This is a genomic window from Pseudomonas sp. FFUP_PS_473 (genome assembly GCF_002858665.1).
GTDB lineage: Bacteria > Pseudomonadota > Gammaproteobacteria > Pseudomonadales > Pseudomonadaceae > Aquipseudomonas > Aquipseudomonas defluvii.
In genome coordinates, this window is record NZ_PJQQ01000010.1 from 118,334 (window position 1) to 140,387 (window position 22,054).

Below are 22,054 nucleotides of genomic sequence, written 5' to 3' on the forward strand. Positions count from 1 at the left end.
GCGCCCTGTTCACGGGCGCCGCGTCAGCTCAGTCAGTTTTTACCGGCTGTCTTTTCGCTGTCTTCAGGCACCCAGTCGAGCAGGTGGTGCTTGAAGCCGTAGCTGGCTGCCTGGTAGTAGGTAATGGCGCGCTTGATCAGCGGGTTGTTGCTGTCACCCACCACCTCACGGCTTTCGCCCAGGGCCTGCTCATGAAGGCGCAGGCCATCGCGAGGGCTGAGGATGGCCAGGTCCTGGCCATCGAACAGGCCCAAGTGCTGGTAGTTACCAATCAGTACGCGCGGTGGCAGTGTGTCTTCAAGCATCAGGTTACGGCCGAAGAACGTCGAGGTGTAGCTCATGTTCAACAGGCCAAGCAGGGTAGGCGCCAGGTCGATCTGGCTGGCCAGTTTCGATTCCTCACGCGCTTCGATCAACTTCGGCCCGTAGATGAACAGCGGGATCTGGTAGTTGCGCACCGGCAGGTCCTCTTTACCTGCGCTGCCAGCGGTATGGTCGGCAACGAAGATGAACAGGGTGTTGTCGAACCACGGCTTGCTGCGGGCCTGCTCAAGGAAACGACCGATGGCGTAGTCGGTGTATTTCACTGCACCTTCACGGCCATCGCCAGACGGGATATCGATACGGCCGTCAGGGTAGGTGTACGGGCGGTGGTTGGAGGTCGTCATCAGTTGCAGGAAGAACGGCACCTGATTGGCGAAATCGGCGTCTGCCAGCTGCATGGCCTGGTTGTAGAGGTCTTCGTCGGACATGCCCCAGGCGTTCTTGAAGCTGATGTCGCTTTCTTTCACGCTGCTCTGGTCAACAACCCGATAGCCGTTGCCGCTGAAGAACGCGTTCATGTTGTCGAAGTAGCCACGGCCACCATAGACGAACACGCTGTCGTAGCCCGCTTCACTCATGTGCTGGCCAAGGCTGGCGAAGCCGCTTTCACGGCCCACGCGCTTGACGATCGAGCGGCCAGGGGTTGGCGGAATCGACAGGGTAATGGCCTCCAGGCCACGGTCGGTGCGGGTGCCAGTGGCATAGAAGTTGTTGAAGTACAGGCTCTGTTTGCGCAGGGCATCCAGGTTTGGGGTCAGGTTGCGGTTATCGCCGTTGCTGCCCATGTACTTGGCGCTGAAGCTCTCAATGGTCACCAGGACCACGTTGGGTGTACGCGCCGGTGCGTTGCTGGTGATGGTGCGGCGAGTATCCAGGGGTTCCTTGCCGACGAAACTTGCATCGGGTTGGCGCAGCTCGCTCTGGATCTGCGCGTTCACATCCTGCTCAGGCAGGCTGCTATAGAACTGCGGGTAATCGAGTTCGTTGTTGCGGAACGCGGCGAAGAACTGGTAAGGGCCGTTGCTGGCCAATTCATGTTGGTAGGCATTGCCGCCTTGGCCACGCGGGCGGTCCTGGTCGATCACCTGCACGCACAGCCCTGCCAGCACGGCCAGCACGGCAAAGCTCATCAGGCGCTGGCGAAAAGCGGGCACCGGTGCATTCAGGGCCCGCTTGAGCGGTGCGCGCAGTGCCAGGCTCAGGGCAATGGCGATAACGGCCAGGATGCTCAGCAGCAGGCCGATCGGGTAGGACTCGAGGATGTTGTTCAACACTTCATCGGAATAGACCAGGTAGTCGACAGCAATGAAGTTGAAGCGCACGCCGAACTCGTCCCAGAACAGCCATTCGGCGACAGCAGTGAACAGCATCACGAACACACTGAGCACCATGATGCCCTGCAGGAACCCCTGATGTGCTCGCGAGCGCCACAGCCGCGCAGGGCACAGCAGCAGGTAAAGGCCCAGTGGCAGTGCGGCATAGAGCAGGAAGCTCAGATCGTACAGCAGCCCGATACCGAAGATCGAGAAGACATTGCTCCCGGCCTCGTTCAAGTGGCTGAAAAACAGCACGCCTCGGGTGAGCAGAAAAATCGCCAGCCATACTGAGGTCAGTAGCAAGAGGTAGCGTTGGGGCGCTGATTGTGGAACGCGCATATGAATTCCTTTTGTCTCTCTTCATGCCTGGCCACTACAGGCACAGCAGTGGTGCACCCGCTGTAAATACATTGTGGTGTCGAGTGTTTGTGGTCGCGGCGAAAAGTAGCGACTGCGAAGAGAAAAAAACGTCAAAGCAATGCTAGGCGCGTGTGAAAAGCTGAACGACGACGCGTTAGGCGTAACAAGCACCCATCGCTTGCACGCTCTGTTTGTATAGCAGTGACATCGATGCGTGCCAGGGCTGCGGTGTTAAACGCTTTGGCCCTGGCTGTCGCGGCTCAACCGATCAGAAGTGCACTTTGACCAGCAGGCTGGTGGTGTTCTGGTTGGTGTCGAAGGCCGGGGTGTCTTCGATACCGTACTTGTCTTTCCAGTAGTCGTATTCGACACCCACGTACAACTGCTTCTCACCCAGGCTCAAGGCCTTGCCCAGGTCGTATTTGATCTGTGGGTTGAAGTGCAGGTTGGCGTGGTAGGTGCCACGGTTGCGGGTTTCGTCGTTGTCCACGACCCAGTCCATGTAGCCATCGATCAGAACGTCGGATTTGCCCATCGGGATGGTGTAGGACCATACCGGGGTAATTTGCCAGACGTTATCGCCTGCGCGGCTGCCTTCGGTGTTGCGCTGGTAGAAGTTCAACTGGAAGTAGTCGAAGCCTGGAATCGCCAGGTCAAAGCCCGGGCCGATCAGGTACGACTCGTTGTCGCCTTCACCGAACTCGTAGGTCATGGCCAGCAGCACATCCTTCACTGGGCCGAACTCAAGTTTCTGGTCGAAGATCTTGCCGAACGACAGGCGAGGGGTGAATTCGCCGTAGTAGGTGTTAGGGCCGGCGTTCGAGTCTTTCTTGCCGTTGTAGAAGATCTTGTCGATGAACAGGAAGTTGTCGCCGTACTTCCAGGCGTCCGCATGTTCAAAGGTAAAGGTTTGCTGGATCTCCGGGTTAACGGTGAAATCCTTGCCGTACAGGTAGGTCAGGCTGTTGTTCTGCCATTGCAGCAGGTCGCCGGCCATGGCGCTGCTGGCAGCCAGCAGGCCGCCGGCAAGGATCAGGCTATTACGGGTACGCATGGTGTGCTCCAAAGGTTGATTTCTCGTTGTTCTGTTGTCGGCATTCTCGAGTGATGCCGTTTGTTGACTTAATGGTCGGTTTTTCGGTTCGGCGCAGCGATACAGCAAGGGTTGCGCCAACCTTTCGGGGCGCGCGCAATCAGCGTGTTCGACCGTGCTGTGAACCGATGGAAAAGAGGCGCTTCAAGCGGGCAAGGCGTCTGTCGAACGCCTGTGTTTATTGACGGGTGGGTCAGCAAACCCGGGCGCATGCCGTCTTGCCCTGTGTAAAAGGGCGCGCAGATTACTGGCTGGGCGGATAGCTGTCCACGCTGAAGTGATGGATGTCGCGAGGGTGAGGTGCGTAGAGGCACCCGTTGACGGCGATATTGACTGAGCCGTCAGCAAACGAGGGCAGGATGCGGCCTGCCCTCGATTGAAGGGCGCGCAGCGTGGGGCTGTCGCGCCGGCCCTTGAATGCCCTGTTCAGGGGCGCAAGGGGTTAATACTGTGCACTCAGTCAGCTTTTAGAAGTGCATTTTCACCAGGAAGCTGGTGACGCTCTCGTTGGTGTCAAAGCGCTGAGTGTCCTCGATGCCGTACTTGTCTTTCCAGTAGCTGTACTCCACGCCCACGTAAAGCTGCTTGGCGCCCAGGTTCAAGGCTTTGCCCAGGTCGTATTTGACCTGTGGGTTAAGGTGCAGGTTGGCGTGGTAGGTGCCACGGCGAGTGCTGTCGTTGTCAACGACCCAGTCCATGTAGCCGTCGACGAGGATGTCGGACTTGCCTGCGGGGATGGTGTAGGAGAACGTCGGTGTGATCTGCCATACGCGATCGCCCGGGCGGCTGCCCTCGGTGTTGCGCTGATAGAAGTTCAAGGTGAAGTAGTTGAAGCCGGGAACTGCCAGGTCAAAGCCTGGGCCGATCAGGTAGGCCTCGTTATCACCTTCGCCAGACTCATAGGTCATGGCCAGCAACACGTCCTTGATTGGGCCGAACTCGAATTTGCGGTCGAAGATCTTGCCGAACGACAGGCGAGGGCTGAATTCGCCATAGTAGGTGTTGTTGCCTTTGTTACGGTCGGTTGCGCCGTTGTAGAAGGTCTTGTCGACGAACAGGAAGTTGTCGCCGTATTTCCATTTGTCGGCGTGCTCGAAGGTCACCGTTTGCTGGATGGCGGGGTTGACGGTGAAGTCTTTGCCGTACAGGTAGCTGATGCTGTTGGTTTGCCAGAGCAGCATGTCTCCCGCGACTGCAGGCAAGGCTGCCAGCAGTCCGCCGCCCAGCAGGAGAGATGAAGTGATCCGTTTCATGGTGTGATTCCCGGCTGTTGTTATTGTTTGTTTGCGGTTTTTTGGCGCAAAGCGCCCCGATCGACCCGCTTCTACGGGTCGACGGTCGTGCTCGAGGTATGCCGGGCGGCGAGCGCCGCCCGCCGGTTCAATGCTGGTGGGCAGTTTCGTTATGGGCTGCGCGCTCGACACCACCGAGGATGTTGAACAGCAGGTTCAGGATCAGCGCACTCACGGTGGCCATGGCGATTCCGCTGTGGGTGATAGGCTCCATCCACTGTGGCATTTGTGCAAAAAACTCCGGACGTACCACCGGGATCAAGCCCATGCCGACGCTGACGGCCACCAGCAACTGGTTGCGGCGGTCGCCGATGTCGGCTTCCTGAAGAATCTTGATACCCGTGGCGGCTACCATGCCGAACATGGCAATGGAGGCCCCCCCCAGAACGGCGGGCGGAATCGAGGCGATCAGGAATGCAGCTTTGGGCAGCAGGCTGAGCATGATCAGGAAGGCGCCTGCAACGATGGTGACGTACCGGCAGCGCACACCGGTCATTTGCACCAGGCCGATGTTCTGGGCAAACGAGGAGTGGGTGAAGGTGTTGAAGAAACCCGCGATGAAGGACGCACCAGCATCACACAACAGGCCGCGACGGAGCATGCCCGGGGTGACTTCACGGTCGGTGACCTTGCCCAGTGCGAGGAACATGCCGGTGGACTCAACGAAAATGATCACCACCACCAGGCACATGGACAGGATTGGCGCCAGGCTGAATGTCGGCATGCCAAAGTGCAGGGGCGTCACCACCTGCAGCCACGGCGCTTGGTCCAGCCCGGAAAGGTCGACCATGCCGATGGAGCCGGCCAGCATGTAGCCAACGCCCATGCCGATCAGCACTGACACATTGACCCAGAAACCACGCATAAAACGGTTGATGAGCAGGATGATTGCCAGCACCAGGCCAGCAACCATCAGGTAGACCGGTGAGCCGAAGGGTGCGGCACTGGCGCCGCCACCGGCCCAGTTCACCGCGACCGGGAACAGCGACAGGCCGATGGAGGTGATCACGGTACCGGTTACCAGAGGCGGGAAGAACCGCACCACCTTGGACATGAACGGCGCGATCAGCATGCCGAAGAAGCCGGCAGCGATGGTCGCACCGAATATTCCCTGCAGGCCTACACCGGGCATTCCGGCCATGGCGACCATGCTGCCGACGGCGGCGAAGCTGGCGCCCATCATGACCGGCATGCGGATACCCACGGCACCAATGCCGAACGACTGAATGACGGTAGCGACACCGGCAACCAACAGATCGGCATTGATCAGAAAGGCGACTTCTTCACGGGTCAGGCCACAGGCCTGGCCAATGATCAGCGGCACCGCGATGGCGCCCCCATACATCAGTAATACGTGTTGCAGACCCACCAGGATGAGTTGCGGCAGTGGCAGTGGCTGTCGTGGGGGCGCAACGGGTATGGACGCCTTGCGTGACTTTGACATGCAACACCTCGGTTTTGTTTTTATTGTTCATTGTTCTGCGACGCCGAGCAGGACGCCGGTGGGCGGCTCTTGCGAGCCGCCCGGTGCATCAGTTGGTTGGAGCGCCCTTGGCGATCCAGGCGCCGATCAGTTCACGTTCTTGCTGGGTCATCTGAGTGATGTTGCCCAACGGCATGATCTGGCTGGCGACGGCCTGGGCCTGGATGCGCGGTGCCAGTTGCTGGATTTGTTGCGGGGTGTCGAGCATCACGCCCGCAGGCGCAGTGCTGAACAGTGGGCTGGTCGGCTTGGCCGAGTGGCACACGGTGCAGCGTTCCTGAATGACATTGTGGATCTTGTCGAAGTTCGAGGTTTCTACCGAGGCGGTGGCAGGCTTGGCCGCTTCCTCGGCTTTGGCCGGAGCCGGCTCGGCGGCTTTCTCAGCAGCAGTCTTGCCGCCCAGTGCGGTTTCCGGCAGCGGTTGGTACTCGATTTTCGCTGCAGCCTGCTCAGGCGCTTTCGGCATCGGCGAAGGGCCGGTGACATAGGCCAGGCAGATCATTGCCAGGGCGCCGACAGGCAGGGTCCAGGCGAACTTGTTGCTGTCGTGACGGGTGTTGAAGTAGTGACGTACCAACACCGCAGCCACCGCGATACCCGCCAGGATCAACCAGTTGTACTGGCTGCCGTAGGTGCTCGGGAAGTGGTTGCTGATCATGATGAACAGCACCGGCAGGGTGAAGTAGTTGTTGTGACGCGAGCGCAACAGACCCTTGGCCGGCAGCACTGGATCGGGGGTGCGGTTCTGCTCGATGGCCGCGACCAGCGCACGCTGGGCCGGCATGATGATGCGGAACACGTTACCGACCATGATGGTGCCGATGATCGCACCGGTGTGCAGGTACGCACCACGGCCGCTGAACACCTGGCTGAAGCCGAAGCAGGCCGCGATAACCAGCACGAACAGTACCAGGCCCAGCAGGGCAGGGCGTTTGCCCAGTGGTGAGTCGCAGAGGAAGTCGTAGATGAACCAGCTGGCGATCAACGAGCCGACACCAATGGCCACGCCTTCTGCGCCACTCAGGCCGCTGCCCGGTGCCAGCAGGTACAGGGTCGGGTTGGAGTAGAACACCACGCACAGCAGGGCCACGCCCGACAGCCAGGTGAAATACGCTTCCCATTTGAACCAGTGCAGGTTCTCCGGCATTTTCGGTGGAGCCAGCTTGTATTTCTCCAGGTGGTAGATACCACCGCCGTGGATGGCCCAAAGGTCACCCGACAGGCCCTCGCGCGGGTTGGCGCGGTTAAGGTTGTTTTCCAGCCAGACGAAGTAGAACGATGCACCGATCCAGGCGATACCGGTGATCATGTGAACCCAGCGCACGCTCAGGTTTAGCCACTCGAACAGATGTGCTTCCACAGTATGTACCTCTTTCCGATCACCGATTTCCGATGACCAGTCTTCTCTTATTGGTGGGGGTTGAGGATCAGCAGCTCATCCTCATTGAAGAAATGTTCGTCGCAGTTGTTGCCGGAACCACTGCGATCAACCACCAGGAAGTCATCCCGCTTTTCGATCGTCAGCACCGGGTGGTGCCAGACGCCGCGATGGTAATTAATGCCCTGCCTGCCATTACTGGCAAAGGCACGGACCAAGCCCGATACAGGTGCATCGCCAAGTGGCGCGACCACGATCAGAAAGGGATTGCCGAGCAGCGGAATGAACGCTTGGCTGCCCAGCGGATGGCGCTCCAGCATGCGGACGGTCAGGGGCATTTCCAGCGCGTCGGCGCGGAAGATGCTGATGATCGCCTTGTCGTCGGGCTGCGCGGTTTCTACCGTGGCCAGACGATGGAAGCGCATGGTCGAGCCGTTGTTGATCATGAAGTGGTCGCTGCCGTCGGTTTCGATCACGTCACCGAAGGGGGCGAAGGCTTCTTTGGTCAAGGGCTCAATCACTAAAGTGCGCATGCGGATCTGTCTCTAATTCTATGTTGTTGGGGCTGTCGCTCTTGCCCACAACGCCGGCTCTCGGGAGCCGGCGTTGTGGGTGATCAGGGGCAGCGCTTACTTCGCGACTTTGCCCAGTACGCGCAGACGGCTGATGCCGCCATCCGGGAACACGTTGATCCGGATGTGGGTGATCGGCCCCAGGTCATTGATCTGCTCCTGGAAACTGTGCTCGGCGTGCATCTGCAGCTTCTGGCTTGGCAGCAGTTCGCGCCAGAACAGGCTCTGGGTTTCGATCTGGCTGTCGGTACCGCCCTTGACGAATGCGCCCTGGATCGAGCAGCTGTCGGGGTAGTTGCCTTTGAAGTGCAGGGTGTCGACGACAACCTGCTCGACCACGCCGGCATGGCCCAGGGCAACGATGACCCAGTCATTGCCTGGGGTGCGGCGGCGCGCGGTTTCCCAGCCGTCGCCCATGTTGATGCCACGGCCCGGGTTGAGGATGTTGCTCATGCGGCCGAAGTGTTCGTCGGAGCAGGCCAGGGCACGGCCACCGTTCAACGCTGCTGCCAGGTCGACTTGCTCGTTGTCGCCTACTGCCGACCAGTCACGGAATGGCACGCCGTAGACACGCAGACGGGCAACACCGCCGTCCGGGTAGATGTTGAAGCGCAGGTGGCTGAAGGCCTGGTCGTTGTTGATTTCGTGGTAGTGGTGGCTGTTGCCTTGCAGCTCGACGGCCGACAGCACTTCAACCCACTGGGTTTGTTCGGTCGGGTCGCCTTCAGCGACGAAGCAGCCTTCCAGGGACGCCGAAGGTGGGAAGTTGCCGGTGAAGAACGAGGTGTCGATGTCGACGCCCTTGATGGTGCCGGGAACGCCCAGGCGGATCACCGCGCTGTCGAAGCCTTCGAAACGCTTGCGGCGCGTTTCCCAGCCGTCCATCCACTTGCCGTTGTCGTCGAACACACCCTCCTTCCACACGGCCGGTGTCGGCTGGAACAGGCGCTCGGCAGCGGCGAACCACTCATCGGTGACCGAAACGATCTTGGTGCCCAGGCGCGCGTCGGCCAGGTTGACGAATTTCTCGAAGGGTACGGCGTATGCTTTCATTTTTTCTTGTCTGCCTTGAATGGGTGGCTGGGGATGCTTGCAAGGCCCTGGGTACGCGCTGCGTTCATGAGCGCACTCGGGCCACGCTCACTAAAGCTGCAGTAATCGGAACAGGGCGATCAGGTTGATCTGCGCCAGCGCTTCCTTGAACTCGGCCTCGACCGAGTTATGGATGCGCGTTTCGAACGCGGCGAGGATCTGATGCCGGTTGCTGCCTTTTACCGCCATGATGAAGGGAAACTTGAACTTGGCTTTGTAGGCGTCGTTCAGCTCGGTGAAGCGTTGGAACTCTTCGGCCGTGCATTGGTGAATACCGGCGCCAGCCTGTTCGTGAGTGCTGGCTTCGGTCAGTTGGCCCTGGACGGCCGCTTTGCCGGCCAGGTCCGGGTGAGCGTTGACCAGTGCCAGCTGGCTGGCAGGGTCGGCGCTCAACAGGATATCGCTCATGCGTTGGTGCAGATTTTCGATCTGGTCCAGCTCCTGGCGCTGGCCCAGGTCGAATGCCTTCTCGGCAACCCATGGCGAATGTTCGTAGATATCGGCGAAAGCTTCGACGAACGCGGTGCGGTCGAGGGTCGAAGGCTTCAGCGTCTTGAAGTCGGTCATTATGCGTTCTCGGCGTTGAAAGGGTGGGTGGCATGCCAGTGGCGGGCGATGTCCACGCGCCGGGCAAACCAGACCTGCTCATGGCTTTGTGCGTATTCGACAAAGCGCTTGAGGGCTGCCAACCGGGCAGGGCGGCCGACCAGGCGGCAGTGCAGGCCGATGGAGAGCATCTTCGGTGCCTCGGCACCTTCGGCATACAGCACGTCGAACGCGTCCTTGAGGTACTGGAAGAACTGCTCGCCACAGTTGAAACCCTGAACCTGGGTGAAGCGCATGTCATTGGTGTCCAGGGTGTAGGGGATCACCAGGTGTGGCTTGCCGGTCGGGTTGTTGGGTTCCCAATAGGGCAGGTCGTCGTCATAGGTGTCGCTGTCATAGAGGAAGCCACCTTCCTCCATCACCAGGCGGCGGGTGTTTGGCCCGGTGCGGCCGGTGTACCAGCCCAATGGGCGCTCGCCGGTCAGTTCGGTGAGGATGCGGATCGCTTCGAGCATGTGCTCGCGCTCCTGGGCCTCGTCCATGTACTGGTAGTCGATCCAGCGGTAGCCGTGACTGCAGATCTCATGGCCGGCTTCAACCATGGCACGGATCACTTCCGGGTGGCGCTGGGCGGCCATGGCCACGGCAAACACGGTCAGCGGAATGCCAGTGTCCTTGAACAGTTTGAGCAGGCGCCAGACGCCTGCGCGGCTGCCGTACTCGTAGAGCGATTCCATGCTCATGTTGCGTGCGCCCTGCAGCGGCTGGGCGGCAACCATTTCAGACAGAAATGCTTCCGACTCTTTATCACCGTGGAGGATGTTGCGTTCGCCACCTTCTTCGTAATTGAGCACGAAAGACAAAGCGATGCGGGCGTTCCCCGGCCAGCGCGGATGGGGTGGAGTATTGCCGTAACCGATCAGGTCGCGAGGATAATCAGCGCTCACTGCAGTCTTCCTTCTTGTACGTGAAAACGGGGGTAGAGTGGCCTGTGTGGTGTATCGACCACGCTGATGGAGTGATTGTATACAACTTTATTGTCAGTTTGTAAGCCTGTTTTTTCGGATTTCTTTCCTGGCCCGCCACCCCATGCCCCTGCAATAAATCTGCCGGAATGGTCAGATAATGACGTGCTCGTCATTGTTCTGCTTGGGTTTGCGACTGATGGCCTGTTTGCTGGGCGAGGTGGCTAAGCTAACAAAGAAGTCGGAATTATTGTGTACAATTTTCAATAAAAATGTCTTAATAATCCAACAGCCGTACGCTGCCGTGCTTGCATGCGGTGCGATACGGGTATTTTTTGCCCACAGATCAAGAAGAGGCGAGCAACCTTATGGGACGTTTGACCACGCATGTACTGGACGCCGCGCATGGCTGCCCTGGCAGCTCGATCAAGGTCGAGCTCTACCGCGTCGAAGGCCAGCAGCTAGAGCTGGTGACCACTGCCCTGACCAACAGCGACGGTCGTTGCGACGCACCGTTGCTGCAGGGTGACGATTACCGCAGCGGTGTCTACCAGCTGCAGTTCAGTGCCGGTGACTACTACCGTGCACGCGGCGTGAAGTTGCCTGAGCCTGCGTTCCTCGATGTGGTCGTTCTGCGTTTTGGCATCAGTGCCGAGCAGGATCATTACCACGTTCCATTGCTGATTTCGCCTTACAGCTACTCGACCTACCGCGGAAGCTAGCAGGTCAGCCAACAGAATCTTCGTAGGTCCTTGCCCGCTCACACTGCGGGCTTTTTTTTGCCTGAAGGAAAAGCATTATTTATCTCACATGGTTTGAGCGGCTGTTTTGAAATGTCGGCTGGGTCGCTTGCGCAGGGTGTGCAGGCGCCATTCGATAGCAGGGACACAGACCATGGATGTAGCAATTCCTCCTCACTTGCTCAGCAACACTGAGGCGTTGGCAGCGTTGGAAAAGGCTGCGGCGCTCTGGACACAACAGGGCAGCGCGCTGCCGGACATTGTGCCGCTGCTCGCAACGGCCTTTGATGATGAGCTCAAGCGTCAATACCCGCAGCTTGAACTGGATGCGCGAAACACCTGGGTAAAAACCTTTTCGCTCACGGATAACCCGGAGCACTGCACCTTGCAGACGAACAAGACCCTCGAGCAGGTAATGCGCGAGCGCCTGGTGGGTGCCGCAACGGTGTATGACGAGGGCTTGTCAGGGATTTACGCCGATGGTCGCGAGGATGATCAACCCGGAACGCGCATGGCCGGCACGCGCGGGCTGGAGGGGGCCATCGACACGTTGACGCTCAAGCTGGGTTATCTGTATCGGGATGCAGTCACTGCCTACTGGAACGCCGCGACAGCGGAGCACACCTCACGCGACCAGCAACTGGCTGATGCCCTGGCGCAGGCGTTGTACCTCGACGCGGCACGGCGCTTGAGTAAGGACGAGCAGGCGTTGTTGAGCAGCGCGCTGTCGACCCCGGCGGACAGCCGCAGGGCTTTTTTTGCCTACAGCCTTAGCCTGTTGTTCGAGGGGGCAGAGGCCGCGCACCTGGCCGGTGCATTCATTCTTCGCAGGCAACCGGTGGCCGATGCGTCGCAGGCGGACGCTGTTCCGACGCTGCTGTACCTGCCGGGTGACGGGCTTTCCAGCCATGGCTCATTGGGCGAACTGTTCGATGCACTCTTGCCGCGCCGTGAACAATGGTCGGGCTTGCTGAGCTTGAGCCATCAACGCGCACTGGATGGCCAGCGTCGTATCGAATGGCAGTGCCGGGAGATCGCCGCCCACCTGCTGAGTGACGTTGTACAGGCCCAACTGAAGTGTCAGCAGGCAGATATCATCGACATTCTGCAAACCCGCCGCACGACCTTCGCGTCGTATCAGGTGCTGTTCGAAGCGCTGGCAGCGGCTACCCAGCGGATCATCGTCAACGGCCCACCCGGCATGGCCGTGGTGTGGCACGCAGAGCACGCGGCCTATGAGGCCTACCGGCAGTTACCGTATTGGATGAAACTGTGCAGTACCGAAGAGCGGCAGCGCTACGTCGACAAATTGCAGGCCTATCAATACGCTCAGGAGGATCTGTGTCAGGCGCTGGGCAAGGCCGAGTCGCCAGAGCAATTTGCCCGTGTCACGGTGGCGTTGCGCCTGCGCGAAGCGCTGGGCGTTGACCTGGACCCCGATCAACTGTGGGTCACCACCGAGCGTCGTTTGCCGGTAACCCGTGAGGTCTATACCGAGCAGGCATCGTTGAGCAGCCTGGCCCTGTACGGGCTGCACCCTGGGGATGAAGCCCAGGCTTCTGATTTCATCACGGGCAGCACCTTGCAGTATCAAGGCCTGCCGGTTGAGCAGGTATTCGAAGGGTTGACCCCTGCAACGCTTGCCCCAGTGCTTGCCCCGCTGCAACTGAGGAGCACATTTTCTCAACAGTGGCGTGAAGCGATCACGCCAGGTGTTCTCCAGCGCATGCAGGTCGTGATGTCGCTACGGCTACAGGCCTCGCTCTGCGCTGCGGGGTTTCAAGGCATCCTGGCCGAGGATCAGGTTCAGGCAGTCGGGGTGTTGCACACACCGTTTGTCGAGCAGACGGCGCTTCGTGCGACGGCTTACCTGTTAAAGATCAACGGCGCCGAGTTGGCGGATGTCATGGTCTTTTGCTTGACCCAGGCCGATGGCGAAGCTGCCGGCCTATTGCTTTATGCCCCAGATGTGCCTGGCCGCGAGCCGTGGCTGAAGGTGCTGGATGAGCGCCGCTTGTTGCACGAAATTGTCGGTTGGACCGCTGTGCCGGCACTGCGTGACTACCTGTTGGCACGCGTTCCGCAAGCCGCGCGTAACGCCTTGGACAACGTGTTGATTGCCCTGGCGCAGAAGCCGGCTGCCGAGGCCGATTTTCTTACGCTCTCGCCTCAGGTCGACTATCCGACGGCCTTGCAACGCTTGGTCGCGCTAGATGTCGAGCTCACCCAGGCGCGCTTTGACGCTCACACGCCGGCCTGGTACCGCGATGCGCCGCTGGCTGAGCGGCAGCAGTTGCATGCACTGGAGACGCAGGTCGCCGCTGCCTCGCAACGGTTTACCGAGCAGTCCTTGCTGCAGGTTCCGGATTTTGAAAGCTTCGTCAAAGCCCAGGCTACGGAAAAAATCAATCAGCTGCTGGGTACACCCGCGGGCACGGTCGACCCGGACACGATCATTATCACCTCGCCCCGGGAGCGGGCTACGTTCACCCACTTGTTGCGCAATGGCTATGACGACTCGATCAGCCTGACGCAAGCCACGCTGGACACTTCTGCGACGTTTGAAGGCCCGGAAGGTGTTGACCTCTCGCCCCTGCGGCCGGAGAACGTCTCGGGCGCTATTCGCGGCCAATGGGTGGCGGACCGCTACATTCAAGTGCTGCGCGATACGCTGCTGAACCCTGAGCACGAGGGCTATGCCACCCGCCGACAGGCCAGTGTCACGCTGACACAGTTGCAGATGTCGGTTGCAGCCCTGCGCAGCAAGCTGATGGGGCAGATCACTGGCGAGCAGTACGCTTGGTTGAGTCAAACGTTGAGTTCTTTTCAGCGCGAGGATGCGCCGACACGCCTGGCGCATCCGGTGCATCTGCTGAACTTCAATCTTGAGGCGGTATTCAATACCGCTGAGTACCCCTGGCTGGCGTACCTGGGCCATCTGTCGTGGATGAACGAGCACTTGGGGACGGTGGAAACCGTCGAAGGCAACTACGTCATGCTGGCGCCGGAGAACACCGGGCAGCCCGCCTTGTTGTACACCCCCGATGCGCCGGATGGCCTGGCATTCCGTGAGTTCCAGTCATTCGAGGCGTCCCTGGCCCATGCCGGCATGGGGGATTATTACAAGGACCGCATGCGCCACAAGCTGGGTCGCTGGATGTCCTATAGGCTGCACGCCGTCAGGCGTGGCGCAGCTACGGGGCCGGTGCTGTCGAGTGCGCCAGTCATGAGCCTGCAGAAGGCCTTCCATGACCAGCGAATCGAACGCAAGATGACCGATGTGGCGGACCTGGAGCTCGGTCGGGCCGACATGATCTGCCGTATTACCTGGACTGGGGTCGAGTTGGTTGCCACGGCAGTAACACTGCCATTTCCACCGGCCAGCTTTGCGGTGGGTGCGTTTTTTGCCCTCAAGGAGTCGGCCTCGGCGATCAAGGCACTGGCCGATGGTGATCGCGCCAAGGCCGTGCAGCACGCACTGTCGTCGGCCTTCAATACCTTGGGGGCCTTGGGCGACATGAAGCACGGGTTCAAGGGGCTGGGCAAGCTCTGGAAAATGCTGCCTCATGCCTCTGACGTCAGCACCACGCGGATCGCCTTGGCGGGTAACGATGCGCTGCACGGTGTTGCGCCGCCGTTGTCGAACAGGGTCATTGATCGCTCGTTTGCGCTCAAGCAGCGGCCTAAAGACTTGACCTTGCGCACCGATGGCGATTTTAACGGCGTGTATGAGGGAGAGGTTGGCGCGGACGGCTTCCCGCACTACTACATTACCGATACGCGGGGCCGCTACTATCAGGTCCAGTACAAGGGTGGGGTGGCCCTTGAACCCTGGCGCATCGTCGAAACGCGACGCCGTGGCTACGGTCCTGCGGTGCGGCGCAATATTTTGGGACACTGGGAAGTGTCGTTTGACGTGGGGTTGCGCGGCGGTGCACCGCAAACTCCGGCTGAAGTTATCCAGCAAGGTTTGCAGACGGTGACGCGCGAAGACGTGCAAGTGCTTGCAAACCAGCTCGGGCTGCCATCGCAATGGACGCTGGAGGCGATCCTGGAGGTTTTCCGTCGCTTTACCCTTGATGAGGCCGCGCAGGTCTTGCGGCGTTTCAGCCTGCCGGCCGATGATCCCGACCTGGCACGTTTGCTGGCCGATCAGTTTGTTCAGCACAAACGCTTTCCTGAGTGGGCCTTGCAGTTCCTGCCAGGTCGCACACCGGACCCGGCCTGGAAGATGATTCAGCGCGCGGAGCCCGGGCAATCGCAGGCAGCAGCCGAGGCGTTCCTGCGTCGTTTCAATTTCACCGAGGGCGAGCGAGCCGCAAAGGAGTGGGCGCTTGCGCTGCACTTCGAAAGCCGAGGCTACTTGCCATTCTGGAGCATCGAGCATCTGCCGCCAGCGACAGGCGCGACAGTACCCGTCATTGCACCCCTTCACGGGGTTTCCAGGGTTCAACAGATGTTCGACTGGCGCAGTTGGAGCACCCCGGTTGATGGCCCGCTGATTGAAACTGCCAGCAACTCGGGCATTTTCGTGAGCGCTCAAAACACAGCGCGGCGTGTGATCCAGGTGGATAATGCGTACTACGAGGTGCTCGACGACGGGGTTGAGCTCGTGGCCGATTGTGCGGTACTCAAGCCGCCTCCGAGCTTGGACGGCGTTCTGCCGCGTTATCATCGGATGCAGCGCGTCAATGGCGTCTGGTCGCTCGGTTCAGGGCTTCGCGTTGATCACATGATGTACACCATCAAGCGCCGTTTCCCGCGATTGACCGATCAGAGCACCAAGCAGTTCTCTCGGCGCCTGATGGAGTCTGCCAGCATAAACGGCAAGCTGACCGCTGCCGGCGTCCTCAAGCTGGACCTGTTGTTGGGTGTGCTGGATAACCCGCTGACTAAAAATGGCGCGTCCGTCGTCGACCCGTTCGGGTGGCTGCGCGGTCGTCCGGAGGTGGCAGCAGGGGCAGGGTTCAGTTTGCACAGTGAAACGGCCCGGTTTACCGCAGTGGAGTTTGTGGTTTCAGAGGAACAGTTTGCACGGGCCCCGCTGCATGCGGTTGTCCGGGATGTGCTGACGGCAAACTATTACACTGTGGGCCAGGTCTTCAGTGACCAGGCCTTCGGGCCGGGGCAACTGCTGGTGCGTTGCAACGGCTCAGACCGGCTCTACCTGGTGATCGTCAGGCCAACGCACGCGTCGCATGTGTACCCGCTCTCGTCCAGCACGCTGAAACGACTGATGACGTCGATGGATGCCGAGACGCGTCAGGCGTTGCGTCAGGCTCGGGCGGCGAAAGAGCTGGTCGTGCTGATGGCGGGCAAGCGCGTCAGTGCTTCTGGCAGGGATGAAGGGCTGGTCTTTATCAGGCCGCAGTTCGCCTGAGGTTCTGCCCCGTTGCCGCCAGGCGGCAGCGGGGCAGGCAGTGGTTTAGCGGCTCAGCAGTGCGGCGACGCCCGCGCCGCCGAACAGCCCGGCGCTGATCCGGTTGAATCCACTCTGCCCCTTGCCGGAGCGCAGGTAGCGGGCGGCACCTTGCGCACCCAGGCCGTAGGCCAGCTTGCACCCCAGGTCGAGCACCGTCCAGGTGGCGATCAAGACCAGCAATTGACTGAGCAATGGCTGCTCTGCACTGAGAAATTGCGGCAGGAAGGCGGCGAAGAACAGGATATCTTTCGGGTTGCTCGCGCCCAGCGCAAAGGCGCGCAGGAACAAGCCACGAAAGCCTGGCGTCGGCATGGCCTCAGGCACATTGGCGCCCTGCGAAGGTTGGCGCGATTGCTGCCAGCTTTGCCAGGCGAGGTAAAACAGGTAAAGGCCACCGACAATCTTTAAGACGCTAAACAGCTGCTCCGAAGCCATCAACAGCGCCCCCAGCCCCAGTGCCGAGGCGCTGAGCAGGCAGATCGACGCAATGACACCGCCGAGAAACGCAGGGTAGGAGCGACGCAGGCCATAGTTCAGGCTGTTGCTGATCATCAGCAAGGACAACGGGCCGGGGATCGCAATGACGATCAGTGCCGCGCCACAGAACAACAGCCAGGTTTCCACACTCATTTATTTTCTCCTTATGTGCGAAGGCCTCACCCGAAGGCGAGGCCGTTTTTACTGCGGTACAACCGTTACAAAAACATGAACTTGGCGATGAAAATGGCGCACAGCACCCACAGGCTCGCCGAGATTTCCCTGTATCGCCCGGTGCCGGCCTTGAGGGCGACATAGGTGATGAAGCCCAAGGCAATGCCGTCGGCAACCGAAAAGGTCAGGGGCATCATGATTGCGGTGACGATCGCCGGGATGCTGTCGGTGGCTTCATCCCAGTTGATGTGGGCCATGCTGCCCATCATCAGCATGGCCACGTAGATCAGGGCACCAGCGGTGGCATAGGCCGGGATCATGCCCGCCAGAGGGGCGAAGAACATGGCCGTGATGAACAGCAGGCCAACGACCACGGCCGTCAGGCCGGTGCGCCCGCCTGCGGCCACCCCGGCCGCGCTCTCCACGTAGCTGGTCACCGGTGGCACACCCACCACCGCGCCGAAGACGCTGGAGGCGCTGTCGGCTTTCAGTGCGCGGGAAAGGTTTTCGATGCGGCCCTCGGCGTTAACCAGGTTGGCGCGCTGCGCAACGCCCATCAGGGTGCCGGCGGTGTCGAACATGTGCACGAACAGAAACGCCAGGACCACGCTGATCATGCTGACGTTGAACACCCCGGCCACGTCCATGGCCATCCAGGTGGGGGCGAGGCTGGGAGGCAACGAGAAGACGCCGCCGTATTCGACCAGCCCCAGGCCCCAGCCGGCCAGCGTGACAGTGATGATGCTGATCAGGATGGCGCCGAACACCCGCCGATAGCTGAGTATCGCGATCATCAGGAAGCACACTGCGGCCAGCAGGGGTGCGGGTTCGTGCAGCGAGCCGAGCTTGATCAGGGTGGCAGGGCTGTCGACGACAATGCCGGCGGTTTTCAGGCCGATCAACCCGAGAAACAGCCCGACCCCGGCACCCATGGCGTGGCGCAGGCTGACCGGGATACTGTTGAGCAGCCACTCGCGCACGCGTGACAAGGTCAGCAGCATGAACAGCACGCCGGAAACGAACACCGCCCCCAAGGCCGCTTCCCAGGTGTAGCCCATGGTGCCGACGACCGTGTAGGTAAAGAATGCATTGAGGCCCATGCCCGGTGCCAGGCCGACCGGCCAGTTGGCGTACAGGCCCATCAACAGGCAGCCCAGGGCGGCGGCGATGCAGGTAGCAACGAACGCCGCACCATGGTTGATCCCGGCATCGGCCATGATGTTCGGGTTGACGAAAATGATGTACGCCATGGTGATGAAGGTAGTCATGCCGGCAATCAGCTCGGTCTTGACGGTGGTGCCATGCAGCTTGAGTTTGAAAATCCGCTCCAGCCAGCTCGTTTCGAGCGGTGGGGCAAGATCCAGCGTAGGGGCTTCGGATTTGCGGCTTTCCACAGCATGTACTCCTCAAGTCTTTTCTTGTTTTGCAGAGCCAGGCCTGCGCACGCACTGGGGGGCTCTGTGAGAGGGTAGGGTGGCAGGCGACCGGACTGCTTTGTTGACCTTGAAGTCAGGAAGTTGCACGCTGCGATTATGCTTTTGTATACAAATAAATCAAATAATGTTTTATGTGGTGTGTGCATATTATTTGGCAATACAGCTATAAAGGCTATCGCTACCTGCAGAATTGCTGCTGGCTGTGTACAATGTGGCAGTACCGATTCCCTTAAATTTTCTATTCACGGCTTGCCAACGACCTACTGTGCGGTATTACAGTTCGGATCCAATTGCCGGTTATCTGCCCGAGAATCCATGAACGAACAGCTGCAACCCCTCAAGAAACCCGCGCGTGTTGGCAAGGCCGGCCGCAGCGGCACCCAGGACGACATCGTTTACGCACATATTTTCGAGGCTATCCTCGAGCAGCGTCTGGCGCCGGGTACCAAGTTGAGCGAGGAAGCCCTGGGCGAGATTTTCGGTGTCAGCCGCACCATCATTCGCCGCGCGCTGTCGCGTCTGGCCCATGAAAGCGTGGTGCTGCTGCGGCCCAACCGGGGTGCCGTGGTTGCCAGCCCCACGGTAGAAGAAGCCCGCCAGGTGTTCTTTTCCCGGCGTCTGGTCGAGCGGGCGATCACCGAGCTTGCGGTTCAACACGCTACCGTCGAGCAGTTGAACGAACTGCGGCAAATGGTGCGCGATGAGCGCGACAGCTTTTCCCGGGGCGACCGCGGCGCCGGTATTCGCCTGTCTGGCGAGTTTCACCTCAAGCTGGCCGAGGCTGCTGGCAATGCCCCGCTGATCAGCTTCCAGCGCAGCCTGGTGTCGCAGACCTCGCTGATCATTGCCCAGTATGAAAGCGGCAACCGCTCGCACTGCTCCTATGACGAGCACATGCAGTTGATCGACGCCATCGAAGCCCGTGATGCGACGCTTGCGGTCAACCTGATGATGCACCACATGGACCATATCGACAGCAAGCTCAACCTCGATGAGGACAGCGCGTCCGATGACCTGCATGCGGTGTTCTCGCACCTGTTGCAGACCAAGAAACGTGGCAGCGCGGCCTCGACCAAAGGCTGATACGTCTGCCAGGGTTGGCACTCCAGCAGCTCTGGCTGTTCTGGGTGGCGCCGCTGATCGGTGCAGTGATCGGCGGCGCACTGTATCGCGGCCTGGCGCGCGAGCCTTAGCGGCTCAGCGTTGATGCACGCTGCGACCGGCCGCAAAGGTTTCGCGGACGGTGCGATCGTCGCCCAGGGTCATCAGCACGAACAGTGTCTCCTCGATGCTGTTCGACTGCTGCAGGCGGTAGGACAGCAGCGGCGTCGCGTTGTAGTCGAGCACCACGAAGTCGGCATCACGGCCCGGCGTGAGGTTGCCTATGCGCTCCTCCAGGCACAGGGCCCTGGCGCCGCCCAGGGTGGCCAGGTACAACGATTTGAACGGGTTGAGCCGTGCGCCCTGAAGCTGCATGACCTTGTAGGCTTCGTTGAGGGTGTTGAGCAGCGAGAAACTGGTGCCGGCGCCCACGTCAGTGCCCAGGCCGACCTTCACCTTGTGCTGTTCGGCTTGCGGCAAGTTGAACAAGCCACTGCCGAGAAACAGGTTGGAGGTCGGGCAGAAGGCCACGGCAGAGCCGGTTTCCGCCAGGCGCTTGCACTCGTCGTCGCACAGGTGCACGCCATGGGCAAAGACGGAGCGCTCGCCCAGCAACTGGAAGTGATCATAGACATCCAGGTAGCCCTTGCGCTCCGGGAATAGTGCCTTGACCCACTCGATTTCCTTGAGGTTTTCGCTCAGGTGGGTGTGCAGGTACAGGTCGGGATACTCGCCCAGCAGTTGCCCGGCCAAGGCCAGTTGCTCTGGCGTGCTGGTCGGGGCGAAACGCGGGGTAACCGCATAGTGCAGGCGACCCTTGCCGTGCCAGCGCTCGATCAGGGCCTTGCTGTCCAGGTAGCTGGACTCGGCGGTGTCGGTCAGGTAATCCGGTGCATTGCGGTCCATCATCACCTTGCCGGCGATCATCCGCAGGTCCAGGCGCTGCGCCTCTTCGAAGAAGGCATCCACCGATTCGGGGTGGACACTGCCGAACACCAGCGCCGTGGTGGTGCCGTTACGCAGCAGTTCCTTGATGAAACGCTTCGCGACCTGCTCGGCATGGGCCTTGTCGGCGAACTGCCGTTCGCAGGGGAAGGTGTAGGTATTGAGCCAGTCCAGTAGCTGCTCGCCGTAGGAGCCGATCATGCCGGTCTGCGGGAAATGGATATGGGTGTCGATAAAGCCTGGGGTGATCAGGGCATTCTCGTAGTGCACCACGTTCAGGTCGGCCGGCAGTGTAGGCAGCAATTCACTGGCGTGGCCAATGGCGCTAATCTTGCCATCTTCGACCACCAGCAGGCCGTCTTCAAAGTACTGGTAGGACGCGTCCACACCGACTTCGGCGGGGTCGTCGAGGCTGTGCAGGATGGCGGCACGGTAGGCGTTGGGTTTTGCGCTCATGAGGCTCTCGTCATTGGGCTTGGCTGCGCCGCGAGGGCGGCAGCAGTTGGGCAATGGGGCCAGCATTGGCGGCAGCGTCGTGCTGGCCAAAGCTGGCGTTGTAGGTGGCAATGATTTCGGCGGCGATGGACACGGCGATCTCGATCGGCAGCTTGCCCTTCACCTCGGCAATCCCCATCGGGCAGCGCATCCGCTGCAGCCGCTCCGGGGTGAAACCACGTTCATGCAGGCGGTGCTCGAACTTGGCCCGTTTGGTTTTCGAGCCAATCAGCCCGAACCAGGTGAAGTCATTGCGTTTAAGGATGGCCGCCGTCAGCTCCAGGTCCAGTTGATGATTGTGGGTCATGACGATGCAGTAACTGCCGACCGGCAGGTCGTCGACTTCATCGACCGGGTCTTCGCTGACGATTTTGCTGACCCCCGCAGGGATCGCCTCGGGGAACTCCTGCTCGCGTGAGTCGATCCAGCGAACCCGGCACGGCAAGGCGGCCAGCAAGGGTACCAGCGCGCGACCGACGTGGCCTGCACCAAATACCGCGATCTGCGCCTGAACCCGGCCCATCGGTTCGAACAGCAACACCGTGGCGCCGCCACAGCATTGGCCGAGGCTGGCGCCGAGGCTGAAGCGCTCCAGATGGGGCGCCTGGCGCCCCTCGGCGAGCATCTGCCGGGCAATGTGCAGGGCTTTGTATTCCAGGTGGCCGCCACCGATGGTGTCGAACAACTGCTCGGCACTGACCACCATTTTGGAACCGGCGTTGCGCGGTGTCGAGCCGCGCTCCTCGATGATGGTGACCAGTACGCAGGGTTCACCGCGTGCCTGCAGGTCGGCGAGGGCGTTGATCCAGGTGTGCATGTTCAGTGACCTCCTGGGTGACCGTA

General features: G+C 60.5%; 16 protein-coding genes and 1 pseudogene. 4 read left to right on the forward strand and 13 right to left on the reverse strand.

Features of this window, described 5'->3' with window-relative positions; translation table 11 throughout:
* Positions 1-32 precede the first annotated feature (32 nt).
* The 9 genes from CYD26_RS09325 to puuE form a co-directional block, all read right to left on the reverse strand.
* Positions 33-1,979, reverse strand: a complete 1,947-nt coding sequence (locus tag CYD26_RS09325; RefSeq protein ID WP_102052437.1) for an LTA synthase family protein — start codon at positions 1,977-1,979, stop codon at positions 33-35.
* A 289-nt stretch (positions 1,980-2,268) separates the two neighbouring features.
* Entirely contained in the window at positions 2,269-3,054 is a 786-nt protein-coding gene (locus CYD26_RS09330; RefSeq protein ID WP_065759812.1) for an outer membrane protein OmpK, read from the reverse strand.
* 506 nt (positions 3,055-3,560) lie between these two features.
* A complete protein-coding gene (locus tag CYD26_RS09335; protein ID WP_099773958.1) occupies positions 3,561-4,346 on the reverse strand; it encodes an outer membrane protein OmpK in 786 nt (261 codons plus the stop codon).
* A 127-nt stretch (positions 4,347-4,473) separates the two neighbouring features.
* Positions 4,474-5,829, reverse strand: a complete 1,356-nt coding sequence (locus CYD26_RS09340) for a nucleobase:cation symporter-2 family protein (protein ID WP_099773959.1) — start codon at positions 5,827-5,829, stop codon at positions 4,474-4,476.
* An 88-nt stretch (positions 5,830-5,917) separates the two neighbouring features.
* On the reverse strand, positions 5,918-7,228 hold the full coding sequence (locus tag CYD26_RS09345; RefSeq protein WP_099773960.1) for a urate hydroxylase PuuD: 1,311 nt from the start codon (positions 7,226-7,228) through the stop codon (positions 5,918-5,920).
* Positions 7,229-7,275: 47 nt separating this feature from the next.
* Positions 7,276-7,779, reverse strand: coding sequence for an ureidoglycolate lyase (locus tag CYD26_RS09350; RefSeq protein ID WP_102052438.1), 504 nt, complete (start codon positions 7,777-7,779; stop codon positions 7,276-7,278).
* A 96-nt stretch (positions 7,780-7,875) separates the two neighbouring features.
* Positions 7,876-8,871: an allantoicase gene (alc, locus tag CYD26_RS09355; RefSeq protein ID WP_065760394.1), complete on the reverse strand. Its 996-nt coding sequence runs from the start codon at positions 8,869-8,871 to the stop codon at positions 7,876-7,878.
* 90 nt (positions 8,872-8,961) lie between these two features.
* The gene (gene uraD, locus CYD26_RS09360; RefSeq protein WP_065760393.1) at positions 8,962-9,477 is read right to left on the reverse strand and encodes a 2-oxo-4-hydroxy-4-carboxy-5-ureidoimidazoline decarboxylase; all 516 of its coding nucleotides are present in this window, start codon (positions 9,475-9,477) and stop codon (positions 8,962-8,964) included.
* The gene (gene puuE / locus CYD26_RS09365; RefSeq protein ID WP_065760392.1) at positions 9,477-10,403 is read right to left on the reverse strand and encodes an allantoinase PuuE; all 927 of its coding nucleotides are present in this window, start codon (positions 10,401-10,403) and stop codon (positions 9,477-9,479) included. The genes uraD and puuE overlap by 1 nt, the downstream gene beginning before the upstream one ends.
* A gap of 386 nt (positions 10,404-10,789) precedes the next feature.
* On the opposite strand from puuE, the gene uraH reads away from it, so the two are divergent.
* Both uraH and CYD26_RS09375 read left to right on the forward strand, forming a co-directional pair.
* Complete coding sequence (gene uraH / locus CYD26_RS09370) at positions 10,790-11,143, forward strand: hydroxyisourate hydrolase (RefSeq protein WP_065760391.1); 354 nt, start codon at positions 10,790-10,792, stop codon at positions 11,141-11,143.
* Between the two features lie 172 nt (positions 11,144-11,315).
* The gene (locus tag CYD26_RS09375; RefSeq protein ID WP_102052439.1) at positions 11,316-16,541 is read left to right on the forward strand and encodes a hypothetical protein; all 5,226 of its coding nucleotides are present in this window, start codon (positions 11,316-11,318) and stop codon (positions 16,539-16,541) included.
* A 45-nt stretch (positions 16,542-16,586) separates the two neighbouring features.
* Here CYD26_RS09375 and CYD26_RS09380 read toward each other — a convergent pair whose 3' ends face one another.
* Both CYD26_RS09380 and CYD26_RS09385 read right to left on the reverse strand, forming a co-directional pair.
* Entirely contained in the window at positions 16,587-17,213 is a 627-nt protein-coding gene (locus CYD26_RS09380) for a LysE family translocator (RefSeq protein WP_065760389.1), read from the reverse strand.
* Positions 17,214-17,278: 65 nt separating this feature from the next.
* Positions 17,279-18,628: an NCS2 family permease gene (locus CYD26_RS09385; protein WP_065760388.1), complete on the reverse strand. Its 1,350-nt coding sequence runs from the start codon at positions 18,626-18,628 to the stop codon at positions 17,279-17,281.
* Between the two features lie 357 nt (positions 18,629-18,985).
* Here CYD26_RS09385 and CYD26_RS09390 point away from each other — a divergent pair, with 357 nt between their 5' ends.
* Entirely contained in the window at positions 18,986-19,753 is a 768-nt protein-coding gene (locus CYD26_RS09390; RefSeq protein ID WP_065760387.1) for a GntR family transcriptional regulator, read from the forward strand.
* A gap of 11 nt (positions 19,754-19,764) precedes the next feature.
* A pseudogene (locus CYD26_RS25225) lies at positions 19,765-19,863 on the forward strand (aquaporin); the annotation flags it as partial.
* 4 nt (positions 19,864-19,867) lie between these two features.
* Here CYD26_RS25225 and guaD read toward each other — a convergent pair.
* Positions 19,868-21,172, reverse strand: coding sequence for a guanine deaminase (gene guaD / locus CYD26_RS09395; protein WP_102052440.1), 1,305 nt, complete (start codon positions 21,170-21,172; stop codon positions 19,868-19,870).
* A gap of 10 nt (positions 21,173-21,182) precedes the next feature.
* Complete coding sequence (gene xdhC, locus CYD26_RS09400) at positions 21,183-22,028, reverse strand: xanthine dehydrogenase accessory protein XdhC (protein WP_102052441.1); 846 nt, start codon at positions 22,026-22,028, stop codon at positions 21,183-21,185.
* Positions 22,029-22,054: the final 26 nt, after the last annotated feature.

Coding starts and splice junctions, on each gene's coding strand:
- CYD26_RS09340 (WP_099773959.1), bottom strand. CDS start 5,829: ATGTCAAAGTCACGCAAGGCGTCCATACCCGTTGCGCCCCCACGACAG.
- CYD26_RS09350 (WP_102052438.1), bottom strand. CDS start 7,779: ATGCGCACTTTAGTGATTGAGCCCTTGACCAAAGAAGCCTTCGCCCCC.
- uraD (WP_065760393.1), bottom strand. CDS start 9,477: ATGACCGACTTCAAGACGCTGAAGCCTTCGACCCTCGACCGCACCGCG.
- CYD26_RS09335 (WP_099773958.1), bottom strand. CDS start 4,346: ATGAAACGGATCACTTCATCTCTCCTGCTGGGCGGCGGACTGCTGGCA.
- xdhC (WP_102052441.1), bottom strand. CDS start 22,028: ATGCACACCTGGATCAACGCCCTCGCCGACCTGCAGGCACGCGGTGAA.
- guaD (WP_102052440.1), bottom strand. CDS start 21,172: ATGAGCGCAAAACCCAACGCCTACCGTGCCGCCATCCTGCACAGCCTC.
- alc (WP_065760394.1), bottom strand. CDS start 8,871: ATGAAAGCATACGCCGTACCCTTCGAGAAATTCGTCAACCTGGCCGAC.
- CYD26_RS09380 (WP_065760389.1), bottom strand. CDS start 17,213: ATGAGTGTGGAAACCTGGCTGTTGTTCTGTGGCGCGGCACTGATCGTC.
- CYD26_RS09330 (WP_065759812.1), bottom strand. CDS start 3,054: ATGCGTACCCGTAATAGCCTGATCCTTGCCGGCGGCCTGCTGGCTGCC.
- CYD26_RS09325 (WP_102052437.1), bottom strand. CDS start 1,979: ATGCGCGTTCCACAATCAGCGCCCCAACGCTACCTCTTGCTACTGACC.
- CYD26_RS09375 (WP_102052439.1), top strand. CDS start 11,316: ATGGATGTAGCAATTCCTCCTCACTTGCTCAGCAACACTGAGGCGTTG.
- uraH (WP_065760391.1), top strand. CDS start 10,790: ATGGGACGTTTGACCACGCATGTACTGGACGCCGCGCATGGCTGCCCT.
- CYD26_RS09390 (WP_065760387.1), top strand. CDS start 18,986: ATGAACGAACAGCTGCAACCCCTCAAGAAACCCGCGCGTGTTGGCAAG.